The sequence below is a fragment of the Larkinella harenae genome, assembly GCF_054780515.1.
In genome coordinates, this window is the sequence record NZ_BAAGWE010000003.1 from 494152 (window position 1) to 510152 (window position 16001).

The window sequence follows — 16001 nt, forward strand, 5'->3', positions numbered from 1 at the left end:
TCGGTACAGGCTGCATGTTTACGTTTCGGAACGACCGACCCGACGATTTTCTGGCCATTGTACGCGAAGTGGGCCAATGGCTCACCGACTCCCAGCAGGAATTATGGCAGCCGGATACCCTCGTAGCGGAGAATCTCTTTGATGATTATACGCGGGGCAACTGCTACGTAATGTACGCCGATGACGAACCCGCAGCCACGTTCATTCTGCAATGGAAAGATCCACTCTACTTTGGGGATGTGCCCGACAACACCGCCGGTTTTATTCACAAACTGGCGATTCGGCGCTCTTTTGCCGGACAGAATTTCTTTGCCCCCATCCTCGCCTTTTGCCGCCAGGCGTGTCTACAACGCGGACTCCGGGAAATTCAGCTCGAAACCGATGCTACCCGGCCTTCGCTGATGCGGTTTTATGAACGAAACGGTTTTGTGCCCACGTACCAGAAAACTATTCACGAATTTGGACGGGCGTTTCGCTGCCAGTATTACATTCTCCGGTTTTAACCGCTGGGGAAACCTATTTATTTCTTCTGAATCAGATACATCTTTCCCCGCTCGTTTGTCATCACCAGATCGGTGTTGTTCACAAACGTAAGACCCTCGGTTTGGCCGCGCGGAATCCGTAGGCAACGGGTTGGATGCCGGAAGTTGATTCGGTTATTTTTCTGTTCGAACAGAAAAATCTTTCCGTAAGTCAGCACCGCCAGTGTCTGCCCGTCGGGACTAAGGGCCGCATCCGTCACCATGCTTTTCAGGAATACACTATCCAACGGTGATACGGCGTATTCGCCAGCCTGGGCGGGCAGGCCGTACAGGTTGACAAACCGCCGGGGGTATGAACGATTTTTTGACACTAAAAACAAGCTGTCTTTGGCGAAAAACAGGGCCTCACTGTCGAAATTACGCGTATCTTTCGAAGCGGGGAAACTTTCCTGGTTGGCGTAACGAAACGTTATTTGCCGAAATTGGTTAGGTAGTTTGGTATCAACCCGGTAAATCTGGAGTTGGGGCCGGGCATTGGCATTATTACCGATATCGCCAATGAAAAAAACCGTCGAATCCGAGCGGGTCAGCGCTTCCCAATCCCGGTTTTGAAGCATGGGCAACGGAAGCGAATCAACGAGGGAACCCGCGTGGTCAATTTCGTAAAGCGTGGGGCGGCCTCCGCTGTCGTTATGGGTCCAGAACGTCCGGCGGTGCGGTTGGTAAACGAGTCCGGAACTTTCGTTGACCACAGCCGCCAACTGCCCCATCCGCGAAACGGTATACTGCGAACGACCGCTCCGAAAACCGCTGCGTTTGTTTTCGACGTGGCAGGAGCAGAATGCAACTTTTATCGAGAATAAAAAGAGTAAGAAAGAGGTCATAAGCCCACTACGTTTGAACGATAGACTCGGGAAAAGCTTTTTCGCTCATCTATCGTCTTATTTTCAAAAATATGGAAAACAAATTTCCCGAAGTCAATCTACCGTCGTACGTCCGGCTGGCCTGTATCCTGATCATCACAACAATTCTGGTTTATTGGTTGTCCGCGATTCAGGAGTTGCTGGTTCCCCTGATCTTTTCCGTGCTGTTTGCCATGATTCTGTATCCCATCGATCATCGGTTGGAGCGCTTGGGAGTACCACGGGTTCCGGCAATTCTGGTATGCCTAGTCATCGTAATCGGTTTTTTGTACCTACTATTTTACCTGGTCTCGCTGCAAATTACCAGCTTTACGCAGGAAGCCCCCAAATTACTGCAAAAAGGAAATCAGATTCTGGATCGGCTTCAGACCTTCGGCGAAGACCGGTTTCATATTGAGCGCACCGAACTGGCCGAACGGGCCAAAACCTATTTCAATGACCTGATTCGGGAAAGCGGATCGTTCCTGACCTCCACGCTGCTGGCAACGACCAACACGCTGTCGACAATTTCGATTGTGCCGCTGTATATTTTCTTTCTGATGCTGTACCGCGATTTTTTCCGGTCATTTTTTTACAAGGTATTCAGCAGCACCAAACGGGCAAAAATTGATGTGGTATTTGGCCGTATCTATACCGTAGTGAAAGATTATCTGGTTGGCCTGGTGCTGGTTATCGTTATTGTGGGGGTGCTCAATACCGTCGGGCTGCTTATTCTGGGCATCGACTACGCCGTTTTCTTCGGTTTTCTGGGTGCATTTATGATTCTGATCCCATACATCGGCATTCTGATCGGATCACTGCTGCCCGCGTTGTTCACGCTGCTGACCAATGACAATCCGCTGATTGCGCTGGGCGTAATTGGCGTTTTTTCGTTTGTCCAGATTCTGGAAGGTAATTTTATTACGCCCTATATCGTCGGCTCAAAAGTTAGCATCAATCCATTGGCTGCTATTGTTGTTTTATTGCTTTGGGGCCAGCTCTGGGGCGTCACGGGCTTGATTCTTGCACTACCCATGACAGCCATCCTCAAGGTCATTTTCGACGCCGTTGATCCGCTCAAACCATACGGTTTCCTGTTGGGCGAAGCCGAGCGACAAAAAACCAAACCACTGAATGTAAAAGAGTTGACCGATAAACTCCCCAAAAAGGTGAAGAATCTGGTGGATTGAGAAACTGGCCAAACGCAATCACTAAAACTTTAGCGGGTCCAGGTTTTTGAAATGCCCGTTCATTTTGATGCGTTCCTTGGTCCGTTCGATTTCGGAAACTACGGGCAGAATCCGGTCGAGGTGTCGGACCAGGAATTGCTGGCGTTCATTTTCGTCCGCCAAGGTCAGCAGCTCGTACTCTTCATCAACCGACAGACCCATTTTGTGCGCAATCCGGAACGATAACAAAGGGGTAGCAAAATCAACCTCTGATTTGATTTGAAGCAATTTATAAAGCTGCCTTAATTTCTGGGTTAATTCGTCCAGATGCTGGCCCATTTCGGGTATGGTTTCCTGTATCTTGACCCGCCCACCCGCATACAACTTACCCGGCACCGGATTTTCAAAGCTCGCGATCTGGAAAATTCGGATACCTTTTGATTGGATGTCCAGCCGACCGTCCTCGTAGCGCTTCGACAAGCTGGTGATGCGAACCTCGGTTCCGTAACCGGGCATTTTGTTGTTGATAAAAGCCGGAATTCCAAACGGTTCGCCGGTTTCCAGGCATTCGCCAATCAATTGCCGGTATCGTTCCTCAAAAATGTGCAGATTTAACTCTTCATTCGGATAAACAACCAGATTCAGCGGGAAGAGGGGCAAGTAATGTTCCATACTACAGATCTTTTTCCACCGTTACGCCCACACTGTGAATGGCTGGCAGGGGATTCTGGCGCATGTACTGTCGCAGCCGGATCGTGTATTTTCCCCTGCGGGGGAAACGGTAGTTTTTCAACATGCTGATGCGGTGATCAAACAGGTCGCCCAGGCCGTCGCCGTACGGTTTTCCGGTTTTAGGATCAAGCAGCGTCAGCTCATCCAGTTTCGATTCCAGCGTTTTATCCCCATCATCGAGCAAATAACGACGAATGTAAAGGTTGTAGTACGGGTACGAAACACTGTTTCGGATGTTATAATAAATGGAATATGTGATGGTTGTATCTTCAATCTCAAACGTAAATTCCGGCGCATTGTTGATGTACCAGGTTCCATCTTTGATATCGTCGATGCCCTTATAGACGGCTTTTTCGTCGCAGCTGACGAGCAGCCACCCCAATACGGCCAGTACTCCTAGTGTTAATTTCTTCATCGGGCGTAAACGGTCTTTCTGCAAAACTACGACCGTCAGGATAAGTTTCCAATGAAACGAAATCCGGATTCATTACGATAAAAAACTACGAAAATAGTTTGCAAACTATCCGGATCGTTTTATCTTGTGTTCAAGTAGCCTGGATTTTGTCCGGCAACCTGAAAAAATGTTAACCTATACGTAAAGCACAATGGAAAAGCTAACCGCTAAAGAAGAAGAAATCATGCAGGTTTTGTGGAAAGTCGAGCAGTCGTTTGTAAAAGATATGCTGCCCTACTTTACCGATCCCCCGCTCCATTATAACACCGTATCGACCATCATCCGTAATCTGGAAGAAAAAGGTTACGTTGGCCACCGGGCGTACGGCAACACCCACGAATACTACCCGATCATCAGCAAGGAAGACTACCAGAACCGCTTTGTCCTGAAAAAAGTCGTATCCGACTATTTTGATGATTCTTACAAGAATCTGGTGAGCTATTTCGCCAAGAAGGACAAGATTTCGGTGGATGAGCTGAAAGAAATCATTACGATGATCGAGAAAGGGCAGTAGCCATGAACCTGTTGATTTACCTCCTGCAAGCGGGTCTGATTCTGGCAGTGCTAACGCTCTGCTATCGGGTACTGCTCCGTCGGGCCACCTGGTTTGGCCTCAACCGGTATTTGCTGGCGCTGAACGTTGGCCTGTCGCTGGCGCTGCCGCTGGTCGAACTGCCCGACTTCCGGCCCGCACCCGTTCGCAATCTGGTTCAGCAAACCGTTCCTAACCTGCGGGCAATGGATTGGTCGAGGCTGAATCCGGCCCCGGAGGTGTCAGCAGGTCCCAAACTACAAGCCCGTGTACCCGATGAGCTGGTGCCGTCCCCATCGGAAGAAATACTATTCCAGTGGCAAAAGCTGGTGTTGTGGCTTTACCTGGCAGGGGTGATCTTTCTGGCAGGCCGCCTGCTGGTACAACTCTTGTCGCTGGCCCGGCTGATACTACGGTCGGAGCGCTCGCAGGAGGATGGTATCCGGCTGGTGGTCAACTCAAAAATTCAAGCTCCTTTTTCGTTCTTTCACTGGGTGGTTCTGAATCCGGATTTGTATGAACCGGATGAATTCAGCCAGATTCTACTACACGAACGCGTTCACTGCCGCCAGTGGCATAGCCTGGATATGCTGCTGGCGGAACTTCTGCGAATTGTTTTCTGGTTCAACCCGTTTGCCTGGTGGCATCAGCAACTGGTCCAGGAAAACCTGGAATACCTGGTGGATCGGGAAGTTCTGGAAGAAGGGGTTGAACGCAAAGCGTATCAATATTACCTGTTGAAAGCCAGCCTGTCCGGTGCCGCCCCCATTCCGGTTCGGCCCACCACCAATTCATTTAACCAGCAACAATTGAAAAGCCGGATTCAGATGATGAATCGCTCAAGCCTGACGTCCGGCTGGCAGCGCTACCTGCTTTTCAGCCTGTGGATTTTGCTTTTCAGTACGGCTTTCATCGCCCCCAAAACGGTGTCCAAATACGTTGTTTCCACTGAATCCGGGGTTTTCGGACTCGTCACCGCCGTGACAACTGGTCAGGATCTGGAAGTGATGCGGGCCGCTTTTGCCGAAAAAGGTATGACGCTGCACTACCAAGCCGACATTAATCCGGCCGGTCAGATCGATTATATTTCCGTTGAAGTAACCGCCGGACAGAAAGTGGTAGCCAAATCGCTTCGACAAATTCCGCCGTTTGTGGTGACAGCCGTGCAACCGAAACGGTCGATGCCGTACGTGGTGCAGACAACCCGCCGGATCATGCAATTGCCCGATACGCTGTTCTCAATCTGGGAGCGCGAAAAACCGATGATCGTACTCAATGGCCGCGTGCTGAACCTGCGCCCGGGCCAACCGTTTGGGTTTGGTTCGGTGGCCGATCACAAGCGGCAGGTGCTGACGGCGCAGGAAGCCGTAAAACGATTTGGTACCACCGGACGGTTTGGTGCCACCACGATTGATGGCAAAATTCTGGATGCGGTTTTTTCGGCCAATCCAGACGTCATGGCGATGGGGCGCCAGTTGCTGCACAAAAAAACGCTTCCCCTGAATCAGCAGCATCTTTTTACGTACCTGATCGATGGCAAAGTAGGCTCTTACCAGCAATTTCTGGGAGTGCCAATTGATGATAAGCTATCCATTGCGGTTTTCGATCAGCGGACGGCCGGGACCGTAAACCCGCCCTTCACCACCAAGGGGCTGGTGGTGGTAACTACGAAAAGTCAATTGCTTTAATTGTCGTAACAACGCGATCACGAACATGAAACGTTTCTTGTCAAAGCAACCGGAAGAGTTCCGTTTTGTCAATCGCTTTGGTGGCCGGTTTCTTAAAAACCGGATTCGGATGATGAATCAGCGGGAAAAATACCGGCGTTCCTGGCCCGTCTATGTTTTTCTGGTTGCTGTCATGGGGCTGGTATCCTCGATGGCTGCTGTGGAAAAAAAGAAAAAAGCAGAATGGATTAAGGGGCCGAATAAAACCGTTTCGAAATCGGAACCATCCGTCGCTGCCCACAAAAAGCCAACGGTTTTGAGTTCGAAAGGCGTCCGAAAAGTTGATGAGCCAACCCCTGAAAAACCGTTAACAGCTCCGGATTCAACACAAGTCACTGTTGAACCGGCAGTTGCGGAAGTCAAAAGTCAAAGCCGTTATGTGGTTGAACAAGGCGACATGCTTTATTGGATCATCACGCCGAAAATGTCGTTTAACGATCTTAGCGAGCTGAAGCAAACCGTTGAAGCCAAGACTGCCTTCACCTTTGATTTTACCCAAATCAAATTTGATCCTTTTCAAGTCTACATCAATGTGCTTGGCTTTACTATTAGCAAAGACAAAGGCAGTGCCGGTTCAGGAATGCAGGGAGAAGGCAGCGACAAGCCCATTAAATCGGTGGGGGGCTATCTGGCCGCCAAAGGCTCGCTGGGTATCGGGGAAATGAAGGATGATGACAGCATCGGAATGCCTGCTGCGTTGAAGCAACTTGCCAAAGAAGATGAAGCTGCTATTGGTCAACTGGTGGAAGAAAAACGAATCGGATACCTGATCCAGAAAGTGCAGAAAAGGGGTTTGGGTAGCACTACAACCACTACCGGCGAATGGCTACGTGCCAACCCGGGCCGACGGAACGAAAATCTGGGCGTTTTTATCGATACCGAAAACCGTGTTCAGCTCTACCAACCGGAACTGGCGAAAGTTCTGATCAACGGGAAAGAGATAAAAGCGGAAGAAGTTACGCACCTCATTCCCAAATTTCTCCATACCGTTATTGTCTCCGATCTGCGGGAAGGGTCATCAAAGCAGGAAAAACGGTACGTTCAGCTTTTTCTTCAGGAGTAGCTCTAAATCAAAGCAGTATTTGCTACGTCATTGCTATGAAAAAAGCGCCTTATCGTTACTCTTTCACGAATCAATTTGAATACACGGGGCTGAAAGGCCGGATTCGGATGATGAACCAGGGCCGTTCCGATGCGGGCTGGTGGCGGTATGTTCTGCTGTGGAGCCTGACGGTTTTGCTGGTAATGGCGTGCCAGAACTGGCAGAAAGACGAGTCGCCAGTGGTCAACCGCTCTTCGTTTCCGCTAACTAATCCCACCCGCCTGCTGGTGGATCAGCTTGAATCCAGCGTTGCCTGGGGCCGGTTAATGACGTATCATCAAAAAAAAGTCGTAGGAAAATCAGAATCCGTGCTGACTTTTGGTGAGCCCTTCATTCTAAATCTACAAAACGGCGTACTCACGCTGGCGGAGCCGTACCGCACCCAAACGATTCTTTACCTAAACGGCAAAGAAGCTTCACTGGATTTGTTAACAGATCTGAAAACAGCGTACATCGAGGAGGTGTTTGTACTTCATCAGTTCGAAGGACTGGATAACGAAGACCCAAAACCGTACCGGATATTGATGCAGATTAGTGACCAGCCGATTGCCGCATTACCCGGTCGGGAACAGTTGCTATCGTTGCTGGAAGCCGCGGCCCTATCGGCTCATCCGCTGGGTGTTTCGCACTCGTATTCAATGAACAAAGTGCTTGAAGCGACCTTTTTCGAATACCGGGATGTGTTCGTCAAACGCACCAAAAACCAGCATTTGAAGTTACAGGATGAGTTTGCCCGGGATATCGATGTATTCATCAACGGCCTTGCGGTTGATCCTAAAGAGGTTGAAACCGTTCACGTACGCGAAATCAACCGGCTGTATACCCACGAGCGCCCTTACTCGAAATGGATGCGCAAAAGCGGGCGCCAGAGCCGGTATTTGCTGTACATTGAAACCTCGCCTAAACGGGCCGTCCGCGATAGCAGTTACTACGTTTTTAGTCCCTTCTATTCCGGCGATTTTTAAGTCTTCCGCCAACATACAACCGTCGTTGCTCGTTAGGTGAATGGCGCTTGCGTCCAACGTTTTTTCGCTGTCCCTAAACGGTTTCTTTTGCCACGCACTGTGATCTTCCTGGCTCTGCTGCTTTTCTGCGCCTGCGCTCAACCCGACGCCGGTGACGATAGTGTGCTTACGAATCCCGATGGAACGGCGCATCAATACACCTATCTGGCGCTCGGTGATTCGTATACGATTGGCGAAAATGTTCCGGCTACCGATCGCTGGAGCGTTCAATTGGCGGGCTTACTTCGGCAAAATGGGGCTGATGTCGCAAATCCGGACATTATTGCCCGCACCGGCTGGACCACGGGTGAATTAAGCGACGCTATCAGACAAAGCAGAAATCAGAAAACGTACGGACTGGTGTCAGTACTGATTGGGGTCAATAACCAATACCGTGGGCAGGATATAGGTCGCTACCGCAACGAATTTCGGGAATTGCTACAAACCGCCGTTCGCTTGGCGGCCGATAAACCGGGGCGGGTTTTTGTGCTGTCCATTCCCGACTGGGGCGTTACACCATATGCCGCCAACGCGGGGCAGAACCGGGGGAAAATTGCGGACGAAATCAACGCCTTCAATGCTGTAGCGCAGGATGAATGCCGGAAAGCGGGAATTGTCTACGTGGATATTACGCCGATATCCAGAACGGCCACTGATCCGTCGCAACTAGCGGATGATGGTTTGCATTATTCGGGCAATCAGTACCGGCAATGGGCCGAAAAAGCGCTGCCAGTTGTCCAGCAACTCCTGTGAATCTATTGATCCTCTTCGGCCACTTCTTTTTCTTTCGGACGCTGGTAGGTAATTTTCCCCTTGTCGTCCCACTCGCTGATGACATAAGGTTCAAACTCTTCGGTCCAGCGGTCACGGCCGTACTGGGTGATCTTCTTGCGTTGCCGACGGTATTGGTAATACTCCGTCCAGCGGCCCACTTTCACGCCCTGATCGTACTTTCCTTCAGCAGCCAGCTGGCCACCTTCGTAAAAAGCCATGTATTGCCCGTGCACACGCCCAAACTCCTTCGGTAGCACTTCCTTTATTTTTGTGTGCGCCGAGTCATAGTAGGTAATCTCGGATTCGGAGGGAAAGCCACGATTCCATTTCTGCTTATCGAGAAGCATGTAATTGGCGTCGTACTTCTCCCAACGGCCGTCTTTAGCACCAAGGTAGTAAAAGCCTTCTTCGAGCAGAATACCGTTCTGATACCGTTTGTAGGGCCCGTGCAGAATCATCACTTTATCTTTGTCTTTGATCAACGCCGACGAAACCCGCTGGGCTTTCGGATCAAACCAATACGTTTCGCGAACGTAGGGATTTGGCTGACGGTATTGCCGCAATACGGTAAACTTCTCGATGATAGTCCGGTCACCGCTCCCAAACTTGGTATATTGTTCCACGATCGGGATGCCCTCGTACTCGGTGCGGAGCATTTTCTGTTTTTTCCGACGCTCGGCCTTATCCTTCTGATCTTTCTTGAATTGTTTTACTTTCAACCCCAGATCCGGTAGGGTTTCACCAACCAACGTCTCAACGCCAGACGGAACCAGCGACGGCCCGTTTTTTTCACCTTTCGCCGACTTCGTCGTAACGGGTGCCTGCGCCGTTGTAAACGAGTTCTGAACCGGTGAGGTAGTGGTTTGTGCCATCACCAGTTGCCAGCTTCCCAACAACAATCCAAATACGGTAATTCGCTTCATGCGGTAGTAAAAACAGGCTACAAGGCCCGAACAGATTTTTACGTTATTAAAACGGTTTTTATCGGATTCTAGTACATTTCAGGTCAACAATAAGAGTGCCATTTTTGATTGGTGTTTGCGTACCCAATCGTTTTCAGCGCCGAATTAGGGATTCTTGCCGAATTTTGACTTTCCCGCCGATACTATCTATCTTTCAGCCTCAATCCTATTGATTTTCCTCCCGTAAACTAACCCTTCATTTGTATGAACACTTCCCGTCGAGACGTCTTAAAAATGACCGGCATGGCTTTGGCCAGTAGTGTATTGCCTTCCGTTACCATTTTACATCCCCAGCGTGCGTTTGCCGGAACCAACAGCGACACGTTAAAAGTGGGGCTAATCGGCTGCGGGGGCCGGGGGTCCGGAGCTGCGGCTCAAGCCCTGAAAGCCGATCCGAACGTCGTTCTGCACGCCGTCGGTGACATCTTCAAAGATAAGATGGAAAGCTCCCTGGATAACCTGAGAAAAGTCCACGGCGACAAGGTTAAAGTTGACGAAGAGCATAAATTTTTAGGGTTCGACGCCTACAAAAAAGTATTGGACTCGGGCGTAGACGTGGTTATTCTGGCCACCCCCCCCCACTTCCGTCCGGAACACCTGATGGCCACCGTCCAGGCCGGGAAGCACGTTTTCTGCGAAAAACCGATGGCGGTCGATGCGCCCGGCGTCCGTAAGATTCTGGATGCTGCCCGAATTGCAAAAGAGAAGAAAATTTCACTCATGTCGGGCTTCTGCTGGCGTTTTCACGAGCCGAAGCGGGCCACGTTCAAGAAAATTCAGGATGGCGCCATCGGCGACGTTCTGACGGTTTATAACACCTACAATACGGGTACGGTCTGGTCGCACGCTCGCAAACCGGAATGGTCCGATGCGGAATACGTTTTCCGGAACTGGTATTATTACACCTGGCTGTCGGGCGACCACCTGGTTGAGCAGGCCATTCACAGCGTCGACATGATGTCGTGGGCATTTGGTGACAAGCTGCCGCTATCGGCATCCGGAACCGGTGGCCGACAGGTGCGCGTCGATCCGATGTACGGGAATATTTACGATCACTTTGCCATCACGTACGAATACGAAGACGGCGCGAAAGGTTTCCATTTCAGCCGCCAGCAGGTCAATTGTGAAGGAAGTTACTTGTGCGAAGCCCTCGGTACCAAAGGCCGGGCGATGGCCAACGTTTCGCGGAATGTGCACGAAATTACCGGCCGGAAGAAATGGAAATACAACGGCGTAGCCAACGATATGTACCAGACGGAACACGACGAACTGTTTGCCGCTATCCGGAAGGGTGACGTGATCAATCAGGGCGAATACATGGCCAACAGTACACTGCTGGGTATTATGGGGCGGATGGCGGCCTACACCGGTCGTCGGATTACGTGGGACGAAGCCATGAACTCCACCGAAAAGCTGGGGCCAGACACCTATAGTTTTGATATGATTCCCCCCCTTGCGGAAATAGCCAAACCAGGTATTACCACGTTCTCCTAAACCACCATGCACCGTAGAGAATTTCTAAAAAACAGCTCACTGGCAGCTGTTGGCGGTTTTGCCGCCCTCGAGACTGTTCCTAAAACCCTTGAACCGTTTGTAAACCCTATCCTTCAACCCATTGCGGCCCAGCCGATGGTTAAAAAAAGCCTGAAGTGGGGTATGGTGAAAGAAGAGTTATCGATTCTCGACAAGTTCAAGTTACTGAAAGACCTGGGGTACGACGGTGTCGAACTGGACACGCCCAACGACCTCAATATGAAGGAGGTGCTGGAAGCCCGCGATAAAACCGGGCTGGAGCTGCCGGGCACCGTCAACTCGTTCCACTGGAAGTCACCGCTGTCGGACCCCGACCCGAAGGTGCGGGCTGCCTGCGTCGACGCGATGAAAAAGTCATTGCAGGATACGAAACAGTACGGCGGCACCACAGTTTTGCTCGTTCCGGGCGTCGTGAAAGCCGACGTTAGCTACGAAGACGCTTACAAACGCTGCCGCGAAGAAATCAAAAAACTCCTGCCAGTGGCTGAAAAAACCGGCGTCAAAATTGCGTTCGAAAATGTCTGGAATAGCTTCCTGATTAGCCCGATGGAAGCCGCCCGGTTTGTCGACGAATTCAAGCACCCGATGGTGGGTTGGTACTTCGACGTAGGCAATATCCTGCGGTACGGCTGGCCCGCCCATTGGATTGAAACACTCGGCAAGCGAATTCTGAAGCTGGACATCAAGGAGTTCAGCCTGAAAAAACAACAGGATGAAGGCCTTTGGAAAGGTTTCAACGTCGAATTTCTGGAGGGAGATTGCAACTGGCCGGAAGTGAACAACGCACTCCGGAAAATCGGTTACTCGGGCTGGGCCTCCGCCGAGGTTAATGGGGGCGACCGAAACCGTCTGCTCACCATTCGGGAAAAAATGGACGCTATTTTTAAGGCATAGCTTACAATCGTTCGGCGGCTTTATCTCAAACTGCGCTCTGAACGGCCTTTCTTATCCCGGCAACAGGCACTAACTGCCGCTTTCCAACGTTGCTAGAATAGTCTCAACCGGCAAGCTTCAAAACACTTGCCGGTTTGTTTTTGATCCTATGTTTTTTTTCTGGAAGAATTGGAGAACGGGCCACCAAACGGCCTACTGGACGGGTCTGGCGCTGTTTGTGCTAGCCATTGCCGGCATGATCCGGGCCTGGATACAGGGTGTACAAAACGTGGTTCGCTGGGATGTGCTGAGTGAACTAACCGACCTTTCTACCCCTATTGGTGCTTTTACGGACGGGTTGTTCGACTATTCCATAACGGGTAAGTCGTACCTCGTTACAGAGCAGTTTGTAGCCTCAACCATGCAGGCCAACGAGCTGGCGGCCCGGCTGGTAACGCTGGGCATCTGCCTCGGGCTAGCTTTTGTACTAGCAAGCATCACCCGGCTTCCGCGCTGGTATTATCTGATCGGTATGGGAGCGTTGATTGTCCTGCTGGCCACGTTCCGGCTGGAAATCCTGCAACTACCTGGTTTTTTAGGCACGGCTCTTGGCGGACGACTGCCCTTCGTCGCCATCGTATTGATTCTGGGCCTGGTCAGTTACTACTTCCACGCGTTTCGGATTGAGGTTTCGCTGCCCATCCGCTTGCTGATTTTTGCGGGTCTGATCCTGCCGGGCTGGCTGGTCATTGACCAACTGGCCGGACAGCCGCTGCCCGCGCTGGCTTTTGTCGGCTACGCGCTCCCCGGCTTACTGATCATCTCCCTGGGCTTCATCTTCTGGATTTCGGCGGAAATCATCGCGGCTCTGGTGTACATCACCTCCGTCACGCGGAATAACCGCAGCGACGGTTCTGGCCGGCCCCTTGGAATGAACAATTTTCTGATCATAAGCGCACTATACCTGGCCAACCTGGTACTCATCTGGCTAAGCAATACCAAGACGATTAGCTGGAACCCGGTGGTCATCAGTCCGTTTATTCTGTTTATGATTTCGCTGGTATTAGGACTTTGGGGATTCCGGCAGCAAATTCGTCAGAGCGATAATTTTATGCCCTTTCACGATGGCGGTGCATTTCTATACCTTGGGTTGGCCCTCATTACTACCCTGACCATCACTTACGCGTTTGCCTCGGCCAACGATCCGCTGGTGGAAGCCCTGGAAGATGTCATCGTCTACACCCACCTGGCTACGGGGCTGGTGTTTGTGTTGTACGTGGTCTTCAATTTTCTGCCCCTCTACCGACAGGCATTACCAGTTTACAAAGTTCTGTACAAACCCACCCGGTTTTCGCTCTTGCAAACCCGCCTGATTGCCGCAGTTCTGGCGGGAGTCATCATCGGGATCGAAAATTTCTTTCCCCTGAACCAGGCTACTGCCGGTTATTTCAACACCGTGGGTGACTATCATGCGGCAACGGGTGAAGTTCGGATTGCCGAGCAATATTACGGCCTGGCGCTGAATGCCGAATTTCAGAATCATAAATCCAACTATGGCATGGCTTCGCTGGCGCTGGTGCAGGGCGATCAGGCCACGGCGGCCTATTATTTCAAACAGGCGCTGCTGAAACAACCGTCACCGCAGGCTTATGCGGGACTTGCCGCGGTTTTACGGGATGACAATCTGTTTTTTGAAGCTGTAAAGATGTTGCAACGCGGCATCCGGGCTTTTCCAAACAACGGCGAGTTGCAGAATAACCTGGGCTATTTGTACGCCAAAACCAGCGTAGCCGACTCAGCGTATTATTATCTGGCCGCAGCCAGTGGCCATACCGCCCGCGAGGAAGTTCCGGAGACAAACCTGCTGGCGTTCTGGGCCCGAAATCCGCAACTGATTTCCATCGACTCGCTGGCAAGTGCGTCTAAACCCATCGCCTACGAATCGTATGAAGCCAACCGGTCGGCCCTGACGTTCTTTCAGACCGTTGTCGACAGTTCGGCCATTCAGCAGCCCGACTGGATCAGCGAACCTCTGGACAACGATGGTTTGAGCGTAGGCCGGTTTGCCCGGTTGTATAATTACGCCATTCGGAACCGAACCGCCGACACCACCCTGCTCAGTGTATTGAACCGCCTGGGCGAGAACCCCGCTAATCAGGATTTCACGGATGATTTGTTATTTGCCCGGGCTGTCGCCAATTACAATACTGGCAACAAACGGACGGCGTTTGAACTAACCGAGCAACTAGCACGGGATAACCAGCAAAAAGGCGCTTTTTACAATTCGATTACGGGGATGTGGCTGCTGGAGCAGGGTCTTAACCGCAAAGCCGCCGACATCCTGGCTCAGAACACCGATACGCTTTCCATGTATTATCAGGCACTGGCCCTGACCAAATCCGGGGATCCACTCGTGGCACGTTCGCTCTGGGAGGCCGCCGGTCAGAATGATCCTGGCGTACGGGCGCTGGCCGCGGTATTGTATCACCAAAGACAACCAGCCACGGACCTTGAGAAAGCCTTTGTGCTGCTGTACGACCCGGAACTCGATCAGTCTGAAGCGCAACGGGCTTTACACGCATCCATGCGTGATGACAACCTGAAAACCGTCGTCGTGACGGCTCTGGTCAAACGCTATTTGGCCGCTCGCCAGTTGGCAGTAGCTGAAAGCTGGTACGAACAGATTCCGCAGGAAGTCAGGTTGAATGCTTATGCAGGTTCGGCCATGACGGTGACGTACCTCCGCCTGCGGAACGCAAAAGGGCAATATGACCAGACCATTGCGGATGCCCGACAAGCGGTTTTACCGGCTTTCCAGGCGGAAAAGGACTTCCTGGTGGCGCAGGCGTATCAGGCCAAACGCCAACTGGCTCAAGCACGCCAGTTTTATGCCGAAGCGCTTCGAAGGGCACCTTTCGATGCCGAACTTGTGGCGACATCAGCGGCTTTTGAACGGCAGAATGGTAAAACTGAACTAGCCTACAATCGGGTGCTGGAGGCCTTACCGCTGAACGAACGACATCCGGATTTGTTAAAAATATACGTGCTGCTGTGTCTCGATCTGGGCCTGACCGACTACGCCGAAGAAAGCCTGACCCGGCTGCGGGTTGCCACCTCTCCCACCGATTATCAGGCATTTCTGGCAAGCTATCAGGCGAAACGTGCGTTGATTGAAAAACAGCGGGAAGCATTTCAATAATTTGAGTAAGTTTAACAAGTTGTTAGCTACGCTAATCGCCTATGGAAAAGCAACTTCATTGGGTTAAAGAAGCGTTCAGCCGTCAGGTTGTTATTATGGATGGCGAACAGGTGGTGGGTGGGATGCACCGGGATCTGCTGGTTCGGGATGTCGATGCACACCTGAACGGTATTCACATTTTTTTCGATGTTCAGGGTTTTCTGGTGCATTCAGTCAATATTCACGACAAAAATGCCGACAACAAGATTATCGGCCGGATTGATTTTGAAGGATTTAACGGCGCATCGGTTTACCTGGAAACTGGAGAAAAATACACCTGGTGCCGGGAAAACTTCACAATGCACCAATGGAGCCTGCTGATGGATAAACCGGGGGCGGATGTCGGGCAGGAAATTGTCCATTACGACCGCACCCGAAAGTTTTTAGCCGACGAAGGTACCATTGAGCTGGTCACTGACATGCCCAATGCGGAGATGCTGATTCTGACGGGCTTGTTTGTTCGAAATTATTTTCTGCGGAAGCGAAAAATTGCCACGACCTAGTCTGTGTTCCCAAC

15 protein-coding genes are annotated in these 16001 nt (G+C 51.3%); 11 read left to right on the forward strand and 4 right to left on the reverse strand.

Translation table 11 applies throughout. The features are described from left to right. The first annotated feature begins 14 nt into the window (after positions 1-14). Positions 15-503 (forward strand): GNAT family N-acetyltransferase, encoded by a 489-nt coding sequence (locus ACYVH9_RS19110; RefSeq protein ID WP_460637980.1) that lies wholly within the window; start codon positions 15-17, stop codon positions 501-503. Positions 504-520: 17 nt separating this feature from the next. Here ACYVH9_RS19110 and ACYVH9_RS19115 read toward each other — a convergent pair whose 3' ends face one another. Continuing rightward, a complete protein-coding gene (locus tag ACYVH9_RS19115; protein WP_460637981.1) occupies positions 521-1366 on the reverse strand; it encodes an SdiA-regulated domain-containing protein in 846 nt (281 codons plus the stop codon). A 71-nt stretch (positions 1367-1437) separates the two neighbouring features. Between ACYVH9_RS19115 and ACYVH9_RS19120 the strand changes: the two genes are divergently transcribed. Then, positions 1438-2574 carry an AI-2E family transporter gene (locus tag ACYVH9_RS19120; protein WP_460637982.1) on the forward strand — a complete coding sequence of 379 codons (1137 nt, stop codon included), beginning with the start codon at positions 1438-1440 and terminating at the stop codon, positions 2572-2574. Positions 2575-2595: 21 nt separating this feature from the next. Here ACYVH9_RS19120 and ACYVH9_RS19125 read toward each other — a convergent pair whose 3' ends face one another. Together ACYVH9_RS19125 and ACYVH9_RS19130 are read right to left on the reverse strand one after the other, a co-directional pair. Next, positions 2596-3225: an LON peptidase substrate-binding domain-containing protein gene (locus tag ACYVH9_RS19125; RefSeq protein ID WP_460637983.1), complete on the reverse strand. Its 630-nt coding sequence runs from the start codon at positions 3223-3225 to the stop codon at positions 2596-2598. Position 3226: 1 nt separating this feature from the next. Further along, a complete protein-coding gene (locus tag ACYVH9_RS19130; protein ID WP_460637984.1) occupies positions 3227-3700 on the reverse strand; it encodes a gliding motility lipoprotein GldH in 474 nt (157 codons plus the stop codon). 190 nt (positions 3701-3890) lie between these two features. On the opposite strand from ACYVH9_RS19130, the gene ACYVH9_RS19135 reads away from it, so the two are divergent. From ACYVH9_RS19135 to ACYVH9_RS19155, 5 genes are all read left to right on the forward strand, one after another. Further along, positions 3891-4253, forward strand: coding sequence for a BlaI/MecI/CopY family transcriptional regulator (locus tag ACYVH9_RS19135; RefSeq protein ID WP_460637985.1), 363 nt, complete (start codon positions 3891-3893; stop codon positions 4251-4253). A 2-nt stretch (positions 4254-4255) separates the two neighbouring features. Next, positions 4256-5959 carry a M56 family metallopeptidase gene (locus tag ACYVH9_RS19140; RefSeq protein WP_460637986.1) on the forward strand — a complete coding sequence of 568 codons (1704 nt, stop codon included), beginning with the start codon at positions 4256-4258 and terminating at the stop codon, positions 5957-5959. A 25-nt stretch (positions 5960-5984) separates the two neighbouring features. After that, entirely contained in the window at positions 5985-7061 is a 1077-nt protein-coding gene (locus ACYVH9_RS19145) for a hypothetical protein (protein ID WP_460637987.1), read from the forward strand. 35 nt (positions 7062-7096) lie between these two features. Continuing rightward, the gene (locus tag ACYVH9_RS19150; RefSeq protein ID WP_460637988.1) at positions 7097-8065 is read left to right on the forward strand and encodes a hypothetical protein; all 969 of its coding nucleotides are present in this window, start codon (positions 7097-7099) and stop codon (positions 8063-8065) included. Positions 8066-8152: 87 nt separating this feature from the next. Further along, a complete protein-coding gene (locus tag ACYVH9_RS19155) occupies positions 8153-8857 on the forward strand; it encodes an SGNH/GDSL hydrolase family protein (protein WP_460637989.1) in 705 nt (234 codons plus the stop codon). 2 nt (positions 8858-8859) lie between these two features. Here the strand turns inward: ACYVH9_RS19155 and ACYVH9_RS19160 are convergent, their stop codons facing one another. Continuing rightward, on the reverse strand, positions 8860-9801 hold the full coding sequence (locus ACYVH9_RS19160; protein ID WP_460637990.1) for a toxin-antitoxin system YwqK family antitoxin: 942 nt from the start codon (positions 9799-9801) through the stop codon (positions 8860-8862). 243 nt (positions 9802-10044) lie between these two features. On the opposite strand from ACYVH9_RS19160, the gene ACYVH9_RS19165 reads away from it, so the two are divergent. The 4 genes from ACYVH9_RS19165 (at position 10045) to ACYVH9_RS19180 (ending at position 15987) form a co-directional block, all read left to right on the forward strand. Continuing rightward, on the forward strand, positions 10045-11334 hold the full coding sequence (locus ACYVH9_RS19165; RefSeq protein ID WP_460637991.1) for a Gfo/Idh/MocA family protein: 1290 nt from the start codon (positions 10045-10047) through the stop codon (positions 11332-11334). Positions 11335-11340: 6 nt separating this feature from the next. Next, positions 11341-12267, forward strand: coding sequence for a sugar phosphate isomerase/epimerase family protein (locus ACYVH9_RS19170; protein ID WP_460637992.1), 927 nt, complete (start codon positions 11341-11343; stop codon positions 12265-12267). A gap of 148 nt (positions 12268-12415) precedes the next feature. Further along, on the forward strand, positions 12416-15445 hold the full coding sequence (locus ACYVH9_RS19175) for a tetratricopeptide repeat protein (protein ID WP_460637993.1): 3030 nt from the start codon (positions 12416-12418) through the stop codon (positions 15443-15445). A 41-nt stretch (positions 15446-15486) separates the two neighbouring features. Next, on the forward strand, positions 15487-15987 hold the full coding sequence (locus ACYVH9_RS19180; protein ID WP_460637994.1) for a hypothetical protein: 501 nt from the start codon (positions 15487-15489) through the stop codon (positions 15985-15987). Positions 15988-16001: the final 14 nt, after the last annotated feature.